The organism is Bacillus sp. SJ-10 (assembly GCF_002843505.1).
In the GTDB taxonomy this organism is placed as follows: domain Bacteria; phylum Bacillota; class Bacilli; order Bacillales; family Bacillaceae; genus Bacillus; species Bacillus velezensis.
In genome coordinates, this window is the sequence record NZ_CP025258.1 from 1,281,201 (window position 1) to 1,302,480 (window position 21,280).

General features: G+C 49.0%; 18 protein-coding genes. 13 read left to right on the top strand and 5 right to left on the bottom strand.

Annotation, left to right across the window (positions count from 1 at the left end):
• Positions 1-50: 50 nt before the first annotated feature.
• Complete coding sequence (locus tag CXL14_RS06430) at positions 51-2,552, bottom strand: PEP/pyruvate-binding domain-containing protein (protein ID WP_014418988.1); 2,502 nt, start codon at positions 2,550-2,552, stop codon at positions 51-53.
• 301 nt (positions 2,553-2,853) lie between these two features.
• Between CXL14_RS06430 and CXL14_RS06435 the strand changes: the two genes are divergently transcribed.
• The 3 genes from CXL14_RS06435 (at position 2,854) to uvrA (ending at position 8,132) form a co-directional block, all read left to right on the top strand.
• Positions 2,854-3,090: a CsbA family protein gene (locus CXL14_RS06435; RefSeq protein WP_003151438.1), complete on the top strand. Its 237-nt coding sequence runs from the start codon at positions 2,854-2,856 to the stop codon at positions 3,088-3,090.
• Between the two features lie 175 nt (positions 3,091-3,265).
• A complete protein-coding gene (uvrB, locus tag CXL14_RS06440) occupies positions 3,266-5,251 on the top strand; it encodes an excinuclease ABC subunit UvrB (protein ID WP_003151439.1) in 1,986 nt (661 codons plus the stop codon).
• 7 nt (positions 5,252-5,258) lie between these two features.
• Complete coding sequence (gene uvrA, locus CXL14_RS06445) at positions 5,259-8,132, top strand: excinuclease ABC subunit UvrA (RefSeq protein ID WP_014418987.1); 2,874 nt, start codon at positions 5,259-5,261, stop codon at positions 8,130-8,132.
• Between the two features lie 49 nt (positions 8,133-8,181).
• Here the strand turns inward: uvrA and CXL14_RS06450 are convergent, their stop codons facing one another.
• Entirely contained in the window at positions 8,182-8,421 is a 240-nt protein-coding gene (locus tag CXL14_RS06450) for a hypothetical protein (protein WP_003151443.1), read from the bottom strand.
• Positions 8,422-8,618: 197 nt separating this feature from the next.
• Here CXL14_RS06450 and CXL14_RS06455 point away from each other — a divergent pair, with 197 nt between their 5' ends.
• From CXL14_RS06455 to CXL14_RS06480, 6 genes are all read left to right on the top strand, one after another.
• On the top strand, positions 8,619-8,945 hold the full coding sequence (locus CXL14_RS06455; protein ID WP_003151444.1) for a hypothetical protein: 327 nt from the start codon (positions 8,619-8,621) through the stop codon (positions 8,943-8,945).
• Between the two features lie 24 nt (positions 8,946-8,969).
• The gene (locus CXL14_RS06460; RefSeq protein ID WP_014418986.1) at positions 8,970-10,067 is read left to right on the top strand and encodes a DUF4097 family beta strand repeat-containing protein; all 1,098 of its coding nucleotides are present in this window, start codon (positions 8,970-8,972) and stop codon (positions 10,065-10,067) included.
• Between the two features lie 4 nt (positions 10,068-10,071).
• Complete coding sequence (locus tag CXL14_RS06465) at positions 10,072-10,266, top strand: PspC domain-containing protein (protein ID WP_014418985.1); 195 nt, start codon at positions 10,072-10,074, stop codon at positions 10,264-10,266.
• Entirely contained in the window at positions 10,267-10,626 is a 360-nt protein-coding gene (locus tag CXL14_RS06470) for a phage holin family protein (RefSeq protein ID WP_014418984.1), read from the top strand.
• A gap of 93 nt (positions 10,627-10,719) precedes the next feature.
• Entirely contained in the window at positions 10,720-14,589 is a 3,870-nt protein-coding gene (locus CXL14_RS06475; protein WP_014418983.1) for a metallophosphoesterase, read from the top strand.
• Between the two features lie 167 nt (positions 14,590-14,756).
• Positions 14,757-15,332: a TetR/AcrR family transcriptional regulator gene (locus CXL14_RS06480; RefSeq protein ID WP_007614041.1), complete on the top strand. Its 576-nt coding sequence runs from the start codon at positions 14,757-14,759 to the stop codon at positions 15,330-15,332.
• 147 nt (positions 15,333-15,479) lie between these two features.
• Here CXL14_RS06480 and CXL14_RS06485 read toward each other — a convergent pair whose 3' ends face one another.
• The 3 genes from CXL14_RS06485 to nagA are packed head-to-tail and all read right to left on the bottom strand — an operon-like array spanning position 15,480 to position 18,134.
• Positions 15,480-16,208, bottom strand: coding sequence for a GntR family transcriptional regulator (locus CXL14_RS06485; RefSeq protein WP_014418982.1), 729 nt, complete (start codon positions 16,206-16,208; stop codon positions 15,480-15,482).
• Between the two features lie 13 nt (positions 16,209-16,221).
• A complete protein-coding gene (gene nagB, locus CXL14_RS06490; RefSeq protein WP_014418981.1) occupies positions 16,222-16,947 on the bottom strand; it encodes a glucosamine-6-phosphate deaminase in 726 nt (241 codons plus the stop codon).
• On the bottom strand, positions 16,944-18,134 hold the full coding sequence (gene nagA / locus CXL14_RS06495; protein ID WP_014418980.1) for an N-acetylglucosamine-6-phosphate deacetylase: 1,191 nt from the start codon (positions 18,132-18,134) through the stop codon (positions 16,944-16,946). Before nagA ends, nagB begins: the two co-directional genes overlap by 4 nt.
• A gap of 169 nt (positions 18,135-18,303) precedes the next feature.
• On the opposite strand from nagA, the gene hprK reads away from it, so the two are divergent.
• From hprK to CXL14_RS06515, 4 genes are read left to right on the top strand one after another with little or no spacing between them, the layout of a single operon-like run.
• Positions 18,304-19,236 carry an HPr(Ser) kinase/phosphatase gene (gene hprK / locus CXL14_RS06500; RefSeq protein WP_003151456.1) on the top strand — a complete coding sequence of 311 codons (933 nt, stop codon included), beginning with the start codon at positions 18,304-18,306 and terminating at the stop codon, positions 19,234-19,236.
• Positions 19,237-19,250: 14 nt separating this feature from the next.
• The gene (lgt, locus tag CXL14_RS06505; RefSeq protein WP_014418979.1) at positions 19,251-20,066 is read left to right on the top strand and encodes a prolipoprotein diacylglyceryl transferase; all 816 of its coding nucleotides are present in this window, start codon (positions 19,251-19,253) and stop codon (positions 20,064-20,066) included.
• A 25-nt stretch (positions 20,067-20,091) separates the two neighbouring features.
• The gene (gene ppaX / locus CXL14_RS06510) at positions 20,092-20,742 is read left to right on the top strand and encodes a pyrophosphatase PpaX (protein ID WP_014418978.1); all 651 of its coding nucleotides are present in this window, start codon (positions 20,092-20,094) and stop codon (positions 20,740-20,742) included.
• Positions 20,743-20,745: 3 nt separating this feature from the next.
• Positions 20,746-21,264, top strand: a complete 519-nt coding sequence (locus CXL14_RS06515; protein ID WP_014418977.1) for an acyltransferase — start codon at positions 20,746-20,748, stop codon at positions 21,262-21,264.
• Positions 21,265-21,280: the final 16 nt, after the last annotated feature.

The window sequence follows — 21,280 nt, forward strand, 5'->3', positions numbered from 1 at the left end:
ACTGGCAGGACAAGTATACACCCGCCCTGCCCATCAATAAAGAGGGAAACCTAGCATGAAGCGCGTTTGACAATCGTAATCTTGCCGTTTGTCCCGTCCACCGTGACGATATCTCCGTCGTTGAGCCTGTCAGTCGCGGCACGTGTGCCGAGAACGGCCGGGAGCCCGTATTCTCTCGCGATGATCGCCGCATGTGACAGGATGCCGCCCGTGTCCGTAATGACGGCCTTTGCATCCTGGAACAGACTGGTCCACAGCGGTGTCGTCATTTTGCAGACAAGCACGTCTCCTGTTGAAAAACGGGAAAATTCACTTGCGTCACGAATGACTTTCACCGGGCCGCTTGCGATTCCGCTTGACGCCGCAAGTCCGTAAATTTGATGTTCAGTGTTTTTTTCATCTTCTGTGATGGAGCCGGTAATCTGTTCAGCCGTTTTCAGCTGTTCCGAAGTCGGAGTCCCGAGATAAGCGGGGGCTTCAAGCAATTGATATTGCTGGAAGAGCTGTTTTCGTTCAGCGGCTTTTTCCTGCATCGGAACCGGCGACACGAGCGCTTTCTCGACTTCATCGCTGTATAAGTACCACATATCCTCCCGATCATCGATTACGCCTTGTTTTTGAAGCAGCTCGCCGATTTTCAGAAGGCAAAGGCGCGCTTTGGCGTCCAGCATCGCATCAATATAAAAATGGTGATCATCTTTGATGACGGATGAAGACAATGTCCACTGATAATAGCGGTCAAACGTCTCCCGAAAGCCGTCATCTTCAATTCTATCCATAAAGTCGGCGTAGAGCTGTTTTCGTTTTTCTATCGTTTTATGAAACTCACTGTCAAAATCGTATCCGTTCCGGACATAGTTCTGAATGTTGGCCAAAGCGAAATAAGGGTTTTCCGCCCAAGTTTCTTCAATGAGATCATGACTTTTCACGGATCTCCAGCCGTATTCCTGTAAAAATTGACCGACTTGTTCGAGAAAGCGTTTTCCCTCATTTGATTGCAGAAGCGTCTGATGCAGCTCATCGGCATGAGAAACCGTAAAGACGCGCCGCAGCTCAGGGCTGTCTTTTACTTGTCCGGAAAGCAGCCAGAGCTGTCTGTCGGTCTCCAATGACTTATTCATGACGCCAGCCAGCATTTCATACAGAAGGGAGGTGTTTTCTTTCTCAACCTGTCCGTACATGGATTCCAGTATCATGTTTAACGCAACCTGCGGAAAGACAATATTGAAATGTTCTGCGTATCCTTTTAAATAGAAGTCTTGCAGGTTTCGGAACGCATCAAGGGCAGTCTCCGGCGTATGGTCTGTATGCGCCAGTTCGTCCAGCTTTTGATAAAAAGGCAGAAAGGTTTCCTGAATAATATCGTACATGCGGTCAGCCAAGACGGGGAAAAGCGCTTCTAACTGTTCTGCGGGCAGCTTGTCGTCCGTCTTATGCTGTCTGGAAAAAACACGGCCCTGATGAAGTTTGACACGCTCGATTTCGATGCCCATTACAGGGAATGCCTTCGTGCTCTCTTTGAGGCCGTATTCCAAAGCCGGCACAATGAGTGAGGCGAATAACGGGCTGACGGGGCCTTCAATATTGGCCTCCATATTGAGCCAAAAATCTTTCTGATCCCGGGGCGTCATGATAAATTCCCGTTCTTCGTCTGCCGCCTTCTGATCCTGCACGATCGTTGTAATCGGCCTGGCCTGAAGCAGATACAGCTTATTTTCGGCAAATCCGAATTCGAGATCCACGGGATAACCGTACAGTTCTTCCGTCTTTATCGTCAGCATGGCAAGCTCTTTGACGCTCTCGTCATCAAGGCAGAAGCGGTTTCTCATGTCAGCGGTCGTCTCTTTTTCCGTCACGCCTTCGTCTTTAGAAACGATATACATTTCTTTTAAGCCGATTTCTTTTTCAATCTGAAATGTGTCTTTATTGACGATAAATGTGTCGGGCGTCACGCTGCCGGAGACGATTGCTTCTCCGAGACCGTAGCTCGCGCTGATCATCAGTTCTCCGTCATCGTGTGTGACGGGGTTGCGGCTGAAAATGACCCCTGAAACCTCGGAATTGATAAGCCCTTGCACGACAACGCCCATTAACGGTTCTGCGGTGTCATTGTTCATTTTCTCTTTATAACCGCTGACCCGCGCCGAGAAGAAGGAAGCCCAGCATTCTTTCACTTTTCCGAGAAACTCTTCTTCTGTTTTGATATTTAAATAGGTTTCGTACTGACCAGCGAAAGAAGCGCCTTCAAGATCTTCGGACGCGGAGGAGGAACGTACGGCGACAGAGGCGTATGATTCTCTCAATTCATAAAACGACGCGGTCAGTTCCTCCCGAAGCTCTTTTGAAAACGTGCCGTTCATAATGGCGCGCTCCATCTGTTCCTGATCTGCTTGAAGCCCGTTGTCTTCCATAAAACGTGTCAGGGCATTCGTCTGAATGATAAAACCGCCGGGAACGGGCAGTCCGTTTTTCGTCAGTTTAATCAGGTTCATTCCTTTTGCTCCTGCAGAGCGGCTCGATTCTTCCGCTTTTTGAAATCGCACTGAATACATGCGGTATGACCCCCTTTTTTTTCCTCATCCAAGAAAATGATAGTAAACACTATCATTACATTGTAAAGAGGTAGGAAGAAACTGTCAAAGATACAAAGACCTAAACCTTCTCATCCTTTCGGCTGAAGAAAGGTAATTCGATTCATCTGGTTAATGGTTCAATGGATTTATATTCACAATTTTTTTGACAGATGATTGAAGACTGCTGAAAAAGGGTATTGTGATAGCAGGGGAACGATTGTCCGATTCTTCATTTTTTACTATAATCAGATGAGATGAAGAATTCCCGAGGAGGGTTTTTGTGATTACAAAAGCCGTTTTTGCATTATGTTTCCCTTTTATGCTGGTCGTCCTTTTTACGCGCGTCACGTTTAACCACTATGTGGCGATCGCTCTCACAGCCGCACTGCTTTTCGCATCCTATTTAAAGGGTTACACCGAAACGTATTTTATCGTTGGATTGGATGTCGTATCGCTGGTGGCCGGAGGGCTGTACATGGCCAAAAAAGAAGCAGACAAAAAGAAAGACAATGCCTGACATGGTGAATATGAAATAGAATGCCTGCTTTTACGCCATAAAAGCAGGTTTTTTATACAAAAATTGACTTGGTAAAAACAAACCATCGAACTTTAGTTCGTATTTTTAGTGATTTTGCCCGTCATTGTGTTACTATATCAATAGGAAGATTTCGTAAAGAAACGGAGGCTTTTTTGTGAAAGATCGTTTTGAGTTAGTCTCGAAATATCAGCCCCAGGGAGATCAGCCGCAAGCGATTGAGAAGCTTGTCAAAGGCATACAGGAAGGCAGAAAACACCAGACTCTCCTGGGTGCGACAGGGACGGGCAAAACCTTTACCGTGTCCAATCTGATTAAAGAAGTGAATAAACCGACACTGGTCATTGCCCATAACAAAACCCTTGCCGGACAGCTGTACAGCGAGTTTAAGGAGTTTTTCCCGAACAATGCTGTCGAATATTTTGTCAGCTATTACGATTACTATCAGCCGGAGGCGTACGTGCCTCAAACGGATACTTTTATAGAGAAAGACGCAAGCATTAATGATGAAATTGATAAACTGAGACACTCCGCGACGTCCTCTCTGTTTGAACGGAGAGATGTCATTATTATCGCGAGTGTGTCATGCATATACGGTCTCGGTTCGCCTGAAGAATACCGGGAAATGGTTGTGTCGCTCAGGCCGGAAATGGAGATTGAGCGGAACGAGCTGCTGAGAAAGCTTGTGGATATCCAGTATGCCCGCAATGATATCGACTTTCAGCGCGGTACGTTCCGCGTGCGCGGAGACGTTGTGGAAATCTTCCCGGCTTCCCGTGACGAACATTGTATCAGAGTGGAATTTTTCGGAGATGAAATTGAGCGGATCAGAGAGGTCGACGCTTTGACCGGAGAAATTCTCGGCGACCGTGACCATGTCGCGATTTTCCCGGCTTCCCACTTCGTCACCCGTGCGGAAAAGATGGAAAAAGCGATTCTGAATATTGAACAGGAGCTTGAGGAGCGCTTGAAAGTGATGCACGAAAACGGCAAGCTCCTTGAAGCGCAGCGGCTTGAGCAGCGGACGAGATATGATCTTGAAATGATGCGGGAAATGGGTTTTTGCTCAGGGATCGAGAACTATTCAAGACATTTGACACTCCGTCCGCCGGGCTCTACGCCGTATACGCTGCTTGATTATTTTCCGGATGATTTTATGATTGTCGTTGATGAATCACATGTGACGATTCCGCAGGTGCGCGGCATGTTCAACGGTGACCAGGCGAGAAAACAGGTGCTTGTCGATCACGGGTTCCGCCTCCCGTCAGCGCTTGACAACCGTCCGCTCCGATTCGAGGAATTTGAGAAACACATGCACAATATCGTGTACGTGTCGGCGACTCCGGGACCGTATGAAATTGAGCATACGCCGGAAATGATCGAGCAGATCATCAGACCGACGGGACTCCTCGATCCCCTCATTGACGTCCGGCCGATCGAAGGACAGATTGATGATCTGATCGGCGAGATACAGGCGAGGATTGAACGGAATGAACGCGTTCTCGTGACGACTTTAACGAAAAAAATGTCAGAGGATCTGACCGATTATCTCAAGGAAATCGGCATCAAGGTCAATTATCTGCATTCCGAGATTAAGACGCTTGAACGGATTGAAATCATCCGTGACCTCCGCCTCGGAAAACATGATGTGTTAATCGGCATCAACCTGCTGAGGGAAGGGCTTGATATTCCGGAAGTGTCACTTGTCGCCATCCTCGATGCGGATAAAGAAGGCTTCCTCCGTTCTGAGCGTTCGCTGATTCAGACGATCGGACGGGCGGCACGAAACGCGGAAGGCCGCGTTATCATGTATGCCGATAAAATCACGAATTCGATGGAAATCGCGATTAATGAAACGAAGCGCCGCCGGGAACAGCAGGAGCGCTTTAACGAAATTCACGGCATTACGCCGCAAACGATCAATAAGGAAATCCGCGATGTGATCCGCGCGACGCAGGCCGCTGAGGATAAAGAAGAATATAAAACAAAAGCCGCGCCTAAACTGGCGAAGATGACGAAGAAAGAACGCCAGAAAGTCGTTGAGCAAATGGAGCACGAAATGAAAGAAGCGGCCAGAGCGCTTGATTTCGAGCGGGCGGCAGAGCTTCGTGATTTACTGTTAGAGCTTAAAGCGGAAGGATGATGAACACATGGCAATTGACCGGATCGAGGTGAAAGGCGCAAGGGCGCACAATTTAAAAAACATTGATGTAACGATTCCGCGGGATCAGCTCGTCGTCGTGACGGGGCTGTCCGGATCGGGAAAATCATCCCTTGCCTTTGACACCATTTACGCGGAAGGACAGAGGCGGTATGTTGAATCGCTTTCTGCCTATGCGCGCCAATTTTTAGGGCAGATGGATAAGCCGGACGTTGATGCGATCGAAGGGCTTTCTCCGGCGATCAGCATTGACCAGAAAACGACGAGCCGCAATCCGCGGTCAACCGTCGGAACGGTAACGGAGATTTATGATTATCTCCGGCTGCTGTACGCGAGAGTCGGGAAGCCGCACTGCCCGGAGCACGGCATTGAAATTACGTCGCAAACGATTGAACAGATGGTTGACCGGATTCTTGAATATCCGGAGCGGACGAAGCTTCAAGTGCTTGCGCCGATCATCTCAGGCAGAAAAGGCGCCCATGTCAAAGCGCTTGACCAAATCAGAAAGCAAGGTTACGTAAGGGTGCGGATTGACGGAGAAATGGCCGAGCTTTCCGACGAGATTGAACTTGAAAAAAACAAAAAGCATTCCATTGAAGTAGTCATTGACCGGATTGTCGTCAAGGAAGGGGTTGCCGCCCGGCTTTCCGACTCACTGGAAACCGCGCTCCGCTTAGGGGAAGGCCGTGTCATGATAGATATCATCGGTCAGGAGGAGCTGATGTTCAGCGAGCATCACGCCTGTCCGCTGTGCGGTTTTTCTATCGGAGAGCTTGAACCCCGGCTGTTTTCGTTTAACAGCCCGTTCGGCGCCTGCCCGACTTGTGACGGTCTCGGCTTGAAGCTGGAAGTGGACCCTGAGCTCGTCATTCCCAATCCTGAGCTGTCATTAAAAGAACACGCCATCGCGCCGTGGACGCCGATCAGTTCACAATATTATCCGCAGCTGCTTCAGGCGGTCTGCCGCCATTACGGCATTGATATGGAGACTCCGGTCAAAGACCTGCCGAAGCATCAGCTTGATAAAGTGCTGTACGGCAGCGGCGATGAACGGATCTACTTTAAATACGAGAATGATTTCGGACAAGTGCGCGAAAATGAAATTGAATTTGAAGGCGTGCTGCGCAATATTGAGAGACGGTATAAAGAGACAAGCTCCGATTATATCCGTGAACAGATGGAGCAGTACATGTCACAGAAGCCGTGCCCGACGTGCAAAGGCTACCGGCTGAAGAAAGAAGCGCTTGCCGTTTTGGTAAACGGGCGCCATATCGGCACCATTACCGAGCTTTCCGTCGGCGATGCGCTGGAATTTTTCAAAAACCTGACGCTGTCTGAGAAAGATATGCAGATTGCCGATTTAATTTTAAGAGAGATTGTGGAGCGGCTCAGCTTCTTAGATAAAGTCGGTCTTGATTACCTGACGCTGAGCCGGGCGGCGGGAACGCTGTCAGGCGGAGAAGCCCAGCGCATCAGGCTTGCGACGCAGATCGGCTCCCGTTTGTCAGGCGTCCTGTACATTCTTGATGAGCCGTCCATCGGCCTTCACCAGCGTGACAATGACCGTCTGATCAGCGCGCTGAAAAACATGAGGGATCTCGGCAACACACTGATTGTCGTGGAGCATGATGAAGATACGATGATGGCTGCCGATTATTTGATAGATATCGGTCCCGGCGCCGGCATTCACGGCGGCCGCGTCATATCGGCGGGGACGCCTGAAGAAGTGATGAATGATGCGGACTCTCTGACCGGACGTTATTTGTCAGGGGCTCAATTCATCCCTATGCCTCCGGAGAGAAGAAAGCCTGACGGCCGGTTCATTGAAATCAAAGGCGCTTCAGAAAACAACCTGAAAAAAGCGAACGCCAAATTCCCGCTCGGCACTTTTACGGCGGTGACAGGTGTGTCCGGTTCCGGAAAAAGCACGCTTGTGAATGAAATTCTGCATAAGGCGCTTGCGCAAAAGCTTCATAAAGCCAAAGCGAAACCGGGAAGCCATAAAGAAATCAAAGGCCTTGACCACCTTGATAAGGTGATCGACATCGACCAGGCGCCGATCGGCCGGACACCGAGATCAAACCCGGCAACTTACACGGGCGTGTTTGATGATATCCGCGATGTCTTCGCGCAGACAAATGAAGCAAAGGTGCGCGGCTATAAAAAAGGCCGGTTCAGTTTTAATGTAAAAGGCGGGCGCTGTGAGGCCTGCCGCGGCGACGGCATCATCAAAATTGAGATGCACTTCCTTCCTGACGTGTACGTTCCGTGTGAAGTGTGCCACGGCAAACGTTACAACCGGGAGACGCTGGAGGTCACATACAAAGGAAAAAGCATTTCTGACGTTCTGGATATGACGGTGGAAGATGCTCTGTCTTTCTTTGAAAATATCCCGAAAATCAAACGCAAGCTTCAAACGCTTGCCGATGTCGGACTCGGGTATGTGACGCTCGGCCAGCCGGCGACGACGCTGTCAGGCGGAGAAGCGCAGCGCGTCAAGCTTGCTTCCGAACTGCATAAGCGTTCCACCGGCCGGACGCTGTATATTTTGGACGAACCGACGACAGGCCTCCACGTTGATGATATCGCAAGGCTTTTGGTTGTGCTTCAAAGACTCGTCGATAACGGAGATACCGTTTTGGTCATTGAACATAATCTCGATATCATTAAAACGGCGGACTACATCGTCGATCTGGGACCTGAAGGCGGAGCGGGCGGCGGCATGATCGTAGCCTCCGGGACGCCTGAAGAAGTTGTCGAAGTGAAAGAATCATATACGGGCCGCTATCTGAAACCGGTAATGGAACGTGATAGAAAACGAATGAAAACATTGCTGGCCGAAAAAGAAACGGCAGCCACGTAATAGATCAATAAAAACAGCCCAAAACTCATCGCGTTTTGGGCTGTTGTTGTTACAGGCTTTTTTTCTGTTGGGGAAGCTGTCTGCTTAAATGCATTAAGTCCTGCAGAATATGGGTGCTGCTGCTGTCCAGCAGCACTTTTATATATTGGATATCATGGGAAATGGGAAGAGGGGCTGCTTTGATCTGTTCCAATTCAGCCAGCATTTCGCTGTTCATTCTTTTCTGTTCGCGAATTAAATTTCGAAGACTCTCTTCCGTTACTTGGGCGTTTTCGGGATCTTTCTCCATTTGTATGTCCTCCTTGCATACGGTCAGGCTTTGTTACATATTGTAATCGGTTCGGGGAAAAGATTCTATAGTGAAATCTCTGAAATCAAAAATTACGTATAACGAAGCATGTCCTTAGCATGAAAATGAAACCCGCCCATTCGTCATACGTATGTATAAGGAAGGGTTTTTACATTACGGCACAGGGAGTGTTTTTATTGAACCGAAATCAAGCGATTATCGCATCAATCTGTTATTTCAGCGTGTTTCTCGCGCCGCTCATTCTTCCGATTGTGGCTTACTTTGTCGTCGATGAAAAAGAGACGAAGCGGCATGCCATGCGCGCTCTGATTTCCCATATCATTCCGTTTGCGGGATTGCTGATTGTGACCGCGGGTGTTGTCGGCGGATTGATTACGGCTCAAGGGGAGAGTATGGTGCCCGTTTTTGTTATGATAACAGGAGCAGCTGTTTATTTTCTGATCCTCATCGGAATGGTCATTTGGAATATCGTGCAGGGAATTAAGGTGTTACGCCAGGTGTAAGAAAAGTCGGGGGAGGAGTTTTGTATGAAACAGGAGAAAGAACGGATTTTAAAGCTTGTGGAAAACGGCATGCTGACGGCGCAGGAAGCACTGACGCTCATTGAAAAACTGGATCATGAATATAAAGAAAAAGAAGAGCAGATCACCGCATTATCTGCGGAGGTCCAGGAACCTGCGGAAGATTTCGAAAGCGGGGCAAAAGGAAGCCAAAAGCCGTCGCTCGGGGCGAAGCTGTTCGACTGGATTGATTCTGCCGTCAAAAAAGTGAAGGAAGCGGATCTTGATCTGAATTTCGGCCACGCACACGAAGTGCAGCATATTTTTCAATTTAAAGACAGTGAATTCTCGGCCATTGATATGCAGATCGCAAACGGCAGCGTCAATATCGTGCCGTGGGCGGATGAAGATATCAGAGCGGAGTGCCAGGCGAAAGTGTACCGGGCGGACAGTCAGGAGGCGGCGCGCACCGCATTTCTTCAGCACATTGAGTGTGAAGTGAAGGGCAATAAGTTTTTTGTCCGCACGGAAAAGAAAACGATGAAAACCAATCTCACGCTTTATGTTCCCCAGAAAGAGTACGATAAGATAAGAGTGAAGCTGTTTAACGGACCGATCAGAGGGGAACATTTACATGTAAAAGAATTCTCGGCGAAAACGACAAACGGCGTTCTGTCATTTTCTCATTTGACGGCTGATAAAGCGTCGGCGGAAACAGCTAACGGACAAATCAAACTGGCCGGACATCAATGCGGAGCGATTGAAGCGGAAACGATCAACGGCTTGATTGATTTGCGCGGATCGAGTGAATCCATTGACGTTCAAAGCTTTAACGGCAATATCATGCTTACCGTGACAGCGCCGCACTGCCGCTCCATCTACACGAAAACGACGACCGGAAACGTGGAGATCGCTCTGCCTGATGATTCGGCGGTGAAAGCGGAGCTGAAAAGCAATCTCGGCTCTCTCAGCCATGAGCTGATTGATGCGGAAATTTTAAAGGAAAAGAATGATACCATTCAAAAAGAACTGATGCTGGCATCAAATCAAGGCCATGATCAGCATCTCTCGATTTTCTCAGAATCGTTAACAGGAGCCATTAAGCTCAAGCATACTCAGAGGTGATTGGATGAAAAGACTTTACCGTTCAGAAAAAAATCGTAAAATTGCCGGCGTCGTCGGCGGTTTGGCGGAGTACATCAATATGGATGCGTCGCTTTTGCGCATTATCACCGTTGTATTAGCGCTTGTCATGCCGGGAATCGTGCCGATTGTATATATTATCTGGTGTTTTGTTGTACCTTTAGAAGGAGATTTGAAATAAATGATCAAATGGGCAGTCAGCATTTTAGTAAATGCGTTATTATTAATCGTTATCGCGGGATATTTTGATTCCGTCCATATCAGCAGTATCGGAGCGGCTGTCATCGCCAGTGTGATTCTTTCTGTGTTAAATGTGCTGATCAAACCGATCATCGTCATATTGACATTGCCTGTCACGGTTGTGACCCTCGGCCTCTTTCTGTTTGTCATCAACGCCATTACGTTAATGATGACCGCAGCCTTGATGGGAGACAGCTTTCAGATTGATGGGTTCGGCACCGCCATTTGGGCATCCGTCGTGCTGTCCGTTTTCCACTTGCTGATCCAAAAAGGCATATTGGAGCCGCTTAGAAAAGGGTAAAAAACGAGCTGTCCCGAGAGGGCAGCTTTTTTATGTGCGTTTTACATAAGCGGCGGCCTCCTGACGCAACATAATGCATAGGGAGGTAATGAGATGAAACTTGTGATGACGCTCTTTTTTCTGATTGGTTTGCTTTGTGTGAGTCCTTCTGCGGATGCGGCGCGCAAAGAATCGGCAATCCCCGTGAATCAGCAGGAATTCGGACAGCCGCCTCATTACATACCGCTTCTGGAGAACCCTCCCCAAATCGAAGTAAAGGCGGAAATGAAAAGAAACCTGTTCATACAGGCTCATGTACGGAATGCTGACTATCAAGCGTTTTCGGCGTTTCTTTTTTATAAACAAAGCAATGAGCTGGGGTTTAAAATGGTGCCGATGGAGCCCGCGCCAGGCGCAATCCGGCTGTTTACGGCCCAGGTTTCAAAACGGGATATCTGGAATGGAGAATTGGAATATTACCTCGTTTTCACCAATGGCAGACAGCGGGCGGAATCGGAGAAAAAGCGGCTGAAGCTGGACGGCTATCAAGCCGATTTGAATCATATTCCCGAGCTGATGATTACGGAACTTGCGGTTGATACGAAAAATGAAGACGGCGCTGATGCCTATGAATTTATCGAGGTGTATAACACGACGGACAGGCCCATTCATTTTAAAGACTATCATATCCGCTACCGCTATCCGAAGGAAGGGCCGGAATCAGATATGATATGGAGGCCGAAAGAAGATACCGTCATTCCGTCAGGCGGGACTTACGTGTTTTGGCTGAGACGCGCCGCATCAGAACTGACGATAGATGATTTCAACCGCTATTACGGGACACGCCTGAAGGAGGGAAAACATCTCGCCGTCATCGAAGGGACGGACGGAATGTCCAACGGCCGCCCGCGTACGGTGGTGCTGTCGGCAAATACCGGAAAGGGTATCGCCTCAGCGCATTACCGTAAACACGCTTTCCGCCGGCTGACTTCTTTACTGTACAAATATCCGCTGAACGGAACGGGAGAATTGCTGAAGATCTCCACGAGCGAGCATAAGCCGTCACCGGGCTCCGTTTTTCAGGCGCAGATCCCGCAGCAGAAAAGGGTGATAAAACCCGACAAGGAAAAACCGGTCATCGAAGACCTTACAGACAGAAAGCCCGTCCGGCCCGCTGAAAGCATTGAATTAAAGGCTGACATAAAAGACAAAAACCTTGTCAAAACAGCCGCGTTTTATTACCGGACCAATGAGAAAAAACCATTCAAACGAATTCTGGCCGAAAAAGACCGCAACGACAGCTTATACCATCACATTCTTTATTCCCCGGAACTGCTCGGCCAGGATCAGCTTGAGTATTATATCGCAGCCAGTGATGGAGAAAATGAAGCAAAAACGCCCGTCAAGATGATTGACATTGAACAGACGAGCAAATCACACGGACTCAGAATGAATGTTGAACCCGAAGATACGATATCCGGCACCTATCTGCTCAAAGCGACTTCCGACGTCAGCCCCGATAAGATCAAGCTGTGGATTGACGGCAAACGGCAGGAGACCCGGCCGGCCTTGGAAAAAGAAGTCTATTTCGCCTTCGATGCCCGGAAAACGAATCTTTATTTTCAAAACACCGTCATGATGGAAAACGAGGTGCTGCACATTTTTGACGATCCGTCTCACCGCTACAGAACACACTCGGTTCTCCTTCCGGAACGTCTGCTGCAAAAAGGGGGCAAAACACAGAAAGTATCCATCCGTTCGGGCTCAAAGGTTTCTCCATATGACACGGGAGAGAATCGGGATGATTTTGTCGTGAAACATGCCCGTCTGGTGCTTTCCGACGGAACGGTGATCAAAGATGGGAAGACGGACCCGGCTGAGCAGCTGTTTATCGGTGACGGCAGGCGGGCGAATCAGCAGAAGACCTTCTCATTCAGCCTGCCGGATCATTTGTTTACGTCACGGCTGCTGCCGTGGAACACGGCGAAGCTTTCGGAAGGCTATCACCACATTTTTGTTAGCGACGGTGAGGAGCAGCTGAGCCAGTCTGTGCGGGTGGACAATACGGGGCCGAAGATTGTCCCGAATATTAAAGAAGGCGCGGCGCTGAAAGGTAATGTTGAGCTGAATGCGGATATCCGTGACAAATGGAGCAAAGTAGAAGAGGTCAAAGCGTTTTTGGACGGAGAAAGCATTACGCTCCCGCATCACACGTCATCAGCCGATCTTAAGCCCGGAAAACATACCCTTACCATCATTGCGGCAGACCTTGCCGGAAATGAAACAACCTCCGTCCGCACCTTCCATATCAAACGGGAGGAGCCGAACCAGCCGGAGCTTGCCGATCAAAAAATCGGCGCCCACAAAGCAAAGCTGTCCGTCCGGGTAAAAGACCCGACGAAGGATGACATGAATGTATCATTTTACCGGGGCTTCCGTTATACCGCGCGGAATCCGGGCAGCGTGAAAGTGTATAAACACGCCTCATTAACGGAACCGCCGAGGGGCATAAAAGAAAATGAAATGCCGTTTACCCTGCCGGAAATGAACCGCATCTCGGCAAATGACGGAAAAACCGTTTCGACGGAAAGTATGGAGCGTTTTCCTTATCACCGATTCGAAGTCTCCGTTGACCCGTCTATCGACGAAACGGATCTGGCCGAGGCGGTCTGGAAAGGAAGCTCTCTGCCCGGCCGAAAGGTAACCATGTATATTTGGAATTACCGGACAAGCCGCTGGCAGGAGGCGGACAGCGTCCTTGCCAAAGATAAAAAGCCGTTTACATTAAAAGCCGCCGTTTCCGCAGCGGATGTGGTGAAGAACTCAAAAATGAATGTCATCGTGCAGGATCAAATACCTGCGAAAGGCAATTATACGTTTGTCTGGATGTCGGATACACAGTATTACGCACAAGGGCACCCGCACATTTTTGACAAAATGACGGAGTGGATCAAAGAAAATAAGGAAAAGCACAATATTAAATATGTCTTTCATACTGGTGATATCGTCGATGATTCAATGGTGATGAAACAGTGGAAAAACGCCGATCACTCCATGCGGACGCTTGATAAGGCGGGGATTCCGTACGGAGTGCTTGCCGGCAATCACGACGTCGGCCATAAAGACGGCACATACCGAACCTTCGGGGATTTCTTCGGGAGCCGCCGGTTTGAACAGAACATGCATTACGGCGGATCATACAAAAATAACCGCGGGCATTATGATCTGCTGTCGGCAAGCGGGAACGATTTTATTATGATTTATATGGGCTGGGGCATTACGGAACAAGAGATTGACTGGATCAATCAAGTGCTGAAGAGGTATCCGGACCGAACCGCCATCTTATGCTTTCATGAGTACTTGCTTGTGAGCGGGAATCGAAGCCCGATCGGGGAAACGATCTATCGAAAAGTCGTCAAGCCGAATCGCAATGTGGCGATGGTATTAAGCGGCCATTACCATAATGCCATGAAAAAAACCGATGCGCTTGACGATGACGGGGACGGAAAACCGGACCGCCTCGTCCACCAAATTCTGACCGACTACCAGGACGGTCCGGAAGGGGGGCAGGGCTTTATGCGCATGATGCAATTCGATCAGGCTGCCAATCAGGTTCACATGTTCTCCTACTCGCCGTACACGGATGACATCAATTACTATGACACCGATCTGTTCGCTGATAAAGACGAATTCTCAGCAGAAATGGATTTACAGCCGAAGAGGAAAAGGGTGGCGACCGATTATTTTGAATGCAACGTCTATACGAACGAACTGCTCGGTCATAAAAAACACGTAAAAAGCGGAAAAACCGCAAATTGGATCTGGGACGGCCTGCAGTCTGATTCCGTTTATTACTGGTACACCGTCGTTAAGGACCCGTACAACGGCAAAACAATATCACCGCTGTGGATGTTCAAAACGGGAAATACGCCGTATCGCCCGGCTCCGGATCAGTTTGATTTCAGGCATGCCTCAAACCCATAACGAAAAAAATACAGCCTGCTGATCGCTCAGAAGAAAATCTGACGGTCAGCAGGATTTTTTCTGTACGTAAATGGCGGCGCCCTGCTGTAATAAGTGCTTTTGACTTTTTTATGTCCCTTTTCTATACTAAAATCGATTGGTTTTCGTAATATGCAGGAGGAAACATAATGAACAGTAAAACCGGGACAAAAGAAAGAATTATTCAAACCTCTGCATATCTTTTTCAGATTCAGGGATACCATGCGACTGGTTTGAACCAAATTATAAAAGAGAGCGGAGCACCCAGAGGGTCTGTGTATCATCACTTTCCAAACGGAAAAGCAGAACTCGCCATTGCGGCGATCAAATATACGGGAAGATGCGTTGAAAAGCAAATACAGAATAGTATGTCTCAATTCGCGGACCCTATAGAAGCGATTCAGCACTTTATTCATGTAACGGCTGAACAGTTTAATGATCCGCAGAATATTGAGGGCGTGCCGGTTGGATTGCTGGCGGGCGAGACCGCTCTGATCAATGAAACGTTAAGATGCACATGTGTTGAGGTGTTCAAGAAGTGGACGGATGTGTTTGCGGCAAAATTTCTTGAGCATGGGTTTGAACAAGAGGAAGCGGAGAAGCTCGGGGTGACAATCAACTCGATGATTGAAGGCGCAATCATGTTTTCACTGGCTCATAAAAACAAAGAACCGCTGCTGCTGATTTCAAAACAGGTTCCGTATATTGTCCAAAACAGAGGGTAGCATTTTATGACTCTTTTCTTTATAAAAATAGCTACCAGAACCCCGGCCTCTTTGTTTTGACAGAGTCATAGAGAACATTCACCGGCTTGATTTGAAAATGGCAGATCAAAAAAACATCTCCAACCCGTAACGGTTGGAGATGTTTCATTACACCCTGTCCATATAATGCACGAATGTGTAGCGGTCGCCTCTGTAGGCGGATTTGACGTGCTCAAAGGCAGTGCCGTCCTGAAGATAAGTGGTCCGCTTGATATAGAGGACGGGGGCGCCGGGCTGGATACCGAGCAGCTCAGCTTCTTCCTCGGAAGCGGCTCCCGGTTCAAGCTCTTGTTTTGCCCGTGAGATCGGCATCTGATTGTACGCTTCAATATGCTCATACATGGATGATTGAAAATGGGAGGCGTCCAGTTTTCCCGCCTTGTCAAACGGGATGTACGATGCCTCAATCGCCATCGGGATATCATTTGCCAGCCGGACGCGGATAATTTTATGAAGCGTTGCCGGATAGCCGCATCCCAGGATAGAAGATAATTCTTCCGTCGCCTGAATCAGCTGGTATTCGGCAAGTCTGCTCCCCGGCTTCATGCCCCGGCTTCTCATATCTTCCGTAAAGCTTGTCAGCCCTTGAAGCGGCTGTTCCATCTTCAGTTTGCTGACGAACGTTCCCCGGCCTTTCTGTCTGTATAAAAATCCCTCATTCACCAGATTGGAAAGCGCCTGGCGCACCGTCATTCGGCTGATGCCGAATTGTTCGGCGTATTCCCGCTCCGACGGAAGCAGCGCATCCGCTTTCAGCTCGCCGTTTTTGATTTGTGTTTTTAATTGTTCCATAATCTGAAAGTAAATCGGAATCGGAGATTGTTTATCAATCTGCATAGGTCAAATCCTTTCAATCGCCGCCCGCAGCCTTTTCATCAATCAAGACCGTCACATCCGGATGCGCGTGCAGGGCGGAGGCGGGGAATGCTTCGCTGATGCGCCCGTCCAGAAGCTGCTTCACCGCGTGGGCCTTGCTTTTTCCGGATGCCATGATCAAAATCCGTTTGCCGGACAAAATCGTCCCGATCCCCATTGTCAGGGCTTTTACAGGGACTTGATCAATTGACGGAAAGTACCGCGCATTCGCCTGTCTTGTCTCTTCATTCAGCTCAACAACATGGGTTCGGGATTCAAATGGCGTCCCGGGTTCATTAAAGCCGATATGGCCGTTGTGTCCGATGCCTAAAAGCTGTATATCCGCTCCGCCGAGTGTTTGAATCAATCGGTCATAGCGTCCGCATTCGGCATCAAGATCGTCTGCCCGTCCGTCAGGGAGAAAGTGGCGGTCCTTTCGGCTGTCGATATGTGCAAAAAAATGTGTATTCATATAATAATGATAGCTGTTTTTGTCCTCGGGAGAAAGCCCGGCGTATTCATCAAGGTTGATCGTCGTGACATTTCGGAATGACAAGCCCTCTGAGCGGTGCATCCGCACAAGTTCTTTGTATACGCCTTCAGGAGTGCCCCCCGTCGCAAGGCCGAGAACGGCATCCGGCTTTTGTTTCACTGTTTCAGCGATAATCGCTGCGGCTTTTTCACTTAATTCTTCATAATGTCTGCATGTGATAACGTTCATGTCCAATCAGCCTCCCTTGAGATATATGCGGTGTTTCCGCGGCAAATCGTTGCCAGCAAACCGCACTGTCCGTCCGTCAGAACAACGTCGGCGTCTTTTCCTTCGGCGATGCTTCCTTTACGGTCGAATATGCCGAGGCGGCGGGCCGCATTTGCCGATGTCATATTTGCTATATCCGGCCATGAGCAGTTTGTAAACCTGCGCATGAGCGCTGCGCCTTCATTCATTTTTAAAATGGAACCGGCCAGCGTCCCGTCAGAGAGAAGCGCCGTGTCCCCGCGAACGGTGACTTTTTGTCCGCCGAACTCGTATTCTCCGTCCTTAAGCCCTTTTGCCCGCATGGAGTCTGTAATCATGATCAGGTTTTGGCTTCCTTTCGCCAAATAGGCAAGCTTTACAGCCAGAGGATGGGAATGAATGCCGTCAGTGATCAGCTCCGCCGTGATGCGGCCGCAGGCGAGAGCCGTACCGATGCCCCCCGGCTCACGGTGATGAAAGGAGCTCATGGCGTTGAAGAGGTGCGTCATATGCACCGCCCCGGCATCCGCCGCTTTTTGTAAAAGCTCGGCTCCCGCGTCTGTGTGTCCCATTGACGGGATGATGTTTTGTTTTTTTAAATAACGGATCAGGCTGAAATCAGGATCTTCTTCCGGCGCAAGCGTCACAATTTTGATCAGCCCTCCCGAGAGCCGCTCCCATTTCTGAAAGAGCCCGGCATCAGCAGGAGTAATCCATTGTTTCGGCTGTGCTCCCGCCTTTTTCGGAGAGACAAACGGTCCTTCTAAATGAATGCCGATCAACTCAGCGCCTTTTTGGGCCTGCGGTGAGGAAGACGCCCATTTTCTGGCGTTGACGAGCGCTTTTTCAATGTTTTCGTGCTGCTGTGTGATCGTTGTCGCTAAAAAAGAGGTTGTTCCTTCTTCGGGCAGCCGGGCGGACATTGTATCAAGAGCTGCAACATCAGCATCCATCGTATCCGCGCCGTATCCGCCGTGAATATGGATATCAATCATTCCGGGAAGTGCATACGAACCCTCGGGCGCCTTCCATTCCTTCTCATACGTTTCTTGCGGTCTTGTTTTCCCCGCGTAAGAAATGATGCCGTTCTTTATACCGAGAAATCCGTTTCGGATGATTTCTTCTTCTGTTACGATGTCCGCACCGCTGATTAACAAGCTTTCAGCCACTTTAAAACACGCCTTTCTGGTTAGTTGTTAGTTTTATTTTACTCTTTTTCAGACTAGTTATCTAGACCAGTTATGCCGGAATTGTATAAATCTGTTTTGGTTCAGACGGTAAAGTGATAAAATATAACTGTTCAAAGCTCGGAACATCCCAGAACAGGAGGAACATATCTTGGCAAAGGTTCGGACCAAAGACGTAATGGAGCAGTTCCATTTAGAATTGATCAGCGGAGAAGAAGGGATTAACCGCCCGATTACGATGAGTGATTTATCACGGCCCGGTATTGAAATCGCCGGTTATTTTACATATTACCCGAGAGAACGGGTGCAGCTTTTAGGAAAAACGGAGCTGTCATTTTTTGATCAGCTTCCCGAGGAAGATAAGAAACAGCGGATGAAATCGCTGTGCACCGATGTGACGCCGGCTATCATACTTTCCAGAGATATGCCGATCCCGCCGGAGCTTGTAGAAGCTTCCGAGCAAAACGGTGTGCCTGTGCTCAGATCCCCTCTGAAAACAACCAGGCTGTCAAGCAGGCTGACGAATTTTCTTGAGAGCCGTCTCGCGCCGACAACGGCCATTCACGGCGTGCTTGTGGATATATACGGCGTCGGCGTGCTCATTACGGGAAAAAGCGGAGTCGGTAAAAGTGAAACGGCGCTGGAGCTTGTCAAACGAGGCCATCGTCTTGTCGCGGATGACTGCGTTGAAATCCGGCAGGAGGATCAGGATACCCTTGTCGGGAACGCGCCTGATCTGATTGAGCATCTGCTCGAAATCAGGGGGCTCGGCATTATAAATGTCATGACGCTGTTCGGAGCGGGCGCCGTCAGAAGCAATAAAAGAATTACAATCGTCATGGACCTTGAGCTTTGGGAGCAAGGGAAACAATACGACCGTCTCGGACTTGAAGAAGAAAAAATGAAAATCATTGATACGGAAATTACAAAACTGACCATTCCCGTTCGCCCGGGGCGGAATCTCGCCGTTATTATCGAAGTTGCGGCGATGAACTTCAGATTGAAGCGGATGGGCTTGAATGCTGCCGAGCAATTCACGAATAAGCTGGCGGATGTCATTGAGGACGGCGAACAAGACGAATAGGAGTTGGCAATGATATGAATGAAGCAGGAACACCAATCAATCCGATTGCCTTTCAGCTCGGGCCTTTATCCGTGCACTGGTACGGAATCATTATCGGCGCGGGCGCGTTATTAGGGCTTTGGATGGCCATGAGGGAGAGTGAAAAGCGGGGGCTGAATAAGGACATTTTTATTGATCTTGTTCTTTTCGCCATCCCGATCGCAATCATTTGCGCAAGGGCATATTATGTGCTTTTCGAGTGGAGCTATTACTCGGAACACCCCGGGGTAATCATTAAAACTTGGAAAGGCGGCATTGCGATTCACGGCGGATTAATCGGCGCGATCGCAACGGGAATTGTCTTTTCAAAAGTAAGAGGCATCTCATTCTGGAAGCTGGCGGATATTGCCGCGCCGAGTATTCTGCTCGGCCAGGCCATCGGGCGCTGGGGGAACTTTATCAACCAGGAGGCTCACGGTGAAGCGGTCAGCCGGTCATTTTTGGAAAGTCTGCATCTTCCGGATTTCATCATTAATCAGATGTACATAGACGGACAATATTACCACCCGACGTTTTTGTATGAATCGCTGTGGAGTTTTGCGGGCGTCGTGATTCTGCTTCTGCTCCGCCGCGTGAACCTGCGCAGGGGCGATCTGTTTTTGACGTATGTGATCTGGTATTCGATCGGCAGATACTTTATTGAGGGAATGCGGACGGACAGCCTGATGCTTACGAGCCAGCTTCGGATCGCGCAGGTCATTTCCATTGTGCTGATTGTACTTGCGATTATTTTAATGATTTTCAGACGCATGAAGGGGTATGCCGATAAGCGGTATGCCGACACGGACTGACGCCTGAAATCGGAAAGGACATAAGATGACTGATAAACGTGTAACCGCCATTTTATTCGATCTCGACGGCACGCTGATTGACACGAATGAACTGATTATCGCTTCTTACCTTCATACGCTTGATCATTATTGCCCGGGGCAGTTCAAAAGGGAAGATGTACTTCCGTTTATCGGCCCGCCTCTGTATGAAACGTTTTCAGGCATTAATGCTGAAAAGTGCGATGAGATGATCAGCATGTACAGAGCATTCAACCATGAAAAGCACGATGAGCTCGTCACGGAGTACGAAACGGTTTATGAAACGCTTGATGAATTGAAAAAAGCGGGCTATCAGCTCGGGATTGTCACCACAAAGCTGAGGGATACAGTGAATATGGGATTGAAGCTGACAGGCATCGGGGCGTTTTTCGATACTGTCGTCACGCTTGATGATGTTAAGCATCCGAAGCCTGACCCCGAGCCTGTGCGGCTTGCTCTCAGCCGGCTGGGGTGCGATCCGTCGGAAGCCCTAATGGTCGGTGACAATTATCACGATGTCATGGCGGGAAAAAACGCCGGCACGAAAACAGCCGGCGTCGCGTGGACGATTAAAGGCGCACAGACGCTTTCCGCCTATGAACCCGATTATATGCTCGAGAAAATGAGTGATTTATTGCACATCACCGGAGTGAAGTAATCCGTGAGAAAAACAGACCGCCATCCGGTTGCAGGTGCAAATTCATTGTGGCATGTTTATCAGACGGTTCCCTTTCTGAAGGTGATGAAAAATTTCATCATCATTCAGATCGCAAGGTATACGCCGTTTTTAAGCGTGAAAAACTGGCTGTACCGAACCTTTTTGAAAATGAATGTCGGAAAACAGACGTCATTCGCGCTGATGGTGATGCCGGATATCATGTTTCCCGAAAAAATCACTGTCGGAAAAAACAGCATCATCGGCTACAATACGACGATTTTGGCTCATGAATACTTAATACATGAGTACCGGACCGGTTTTGTCACAATCGGTGACAAGGTGATGATCGGTGCAAACACAACCATTCTGCCCGGCGTCACCATCGGGAGCGGAGCCGTTGTATCAGCCGGCACCCTGGTGCACAAAGATGTCCCGGCCGGGGCGTTTGTCGGAGGAAATCCGATGCAGGTGATCTATACGGACGAAGAAATGAAAAAACGAATGGAAAACCCCGCTGATTAACGTCAGCGGGGTTTTT

Bases quoted from the DNA above. Each gene is read 5' to 3' on its own strand.
- CXL14_RS06430 (WP_014418988.1), bottom strand. From the start codon at position 2,552: ATGTATTCAGTGCGATTTCAAAAAGCGGAAGAATCGAGCCGCTCTGCA.
- uvrA (WP_014418987.1), top strand. From the start codon at position 5,259: ATGGCAATTGACCGGATCGAGGTGAAAGGCGCAAGGGCGCACAATTTA.
- CXL14_RS06450 (WP_003151443.1), bottom strand. From the start codon at position 8,421: ATGGAGAAAGATCCCGAAAACGCCCAAGTAACGGAAGAGAGTCTTCGA.
- CXL14_RS06460 (WP_014418986.1), top strand. From the start codon at position 8,970: ATGAAACAGGAGAAAGAACGGATTTTAAAGCTTGTGGAAAACGGCATG.
- CXL14_RS06465 (WP_014418985.1), top strand. From the start codon at position 10,072: ATGAAAAGACTTTACCGTTCAGAAAAAAATCGTAAAATTGCCGGCGTC.
- CXL14_RS06470 (WP_014418984.1), top strand. From the start codon at position 10,267: ATGATCAAATGGGCAGTCAGCATTTTAGTAAATGCGTTATTATTAATC.
- CXL14_RS06475 (WP_014418983.1), top strand. From the start codon at position 10,720: ATGAAACTTGTGATGACGCTCTTTTTTCTGATTGGTTTGCTTTGTGTG.
- CXL14_RS06480 (WP_007614041.1), top strand. From the start codon at position 14,757: ATGAACAGTAAAACCGGGACAAAAGAAAGAATTATTCAAACCTCTGCA.
- CXL14_RS06485 (WP_014418982.1), bottom strand. From the start codon at position 16,208: ATGCAGATTGATAAACAATCTCCGATTCCGATTTACTTTCAGATTATG.
- nagB (WP_014418981.1), bottom strand. From the start codon at position 16,947: ATGAACGTTATCACATGCAGACATTATGAAGAATTAAGTGAAAAAGCC.
- lgt (WP_014418979.1), top strand. From the start codon at position 19,251: ATGAATGAAGCAGGAACACCAATCAATCCGATTGCCTTTCAGCTCGGG.
- ppaX (WP_014418978.1), top strand. From the start codon at position 20,092: ATGACTGATAAACGTGTAACCGCCATTTTATTCGATCTCGACGGCACG.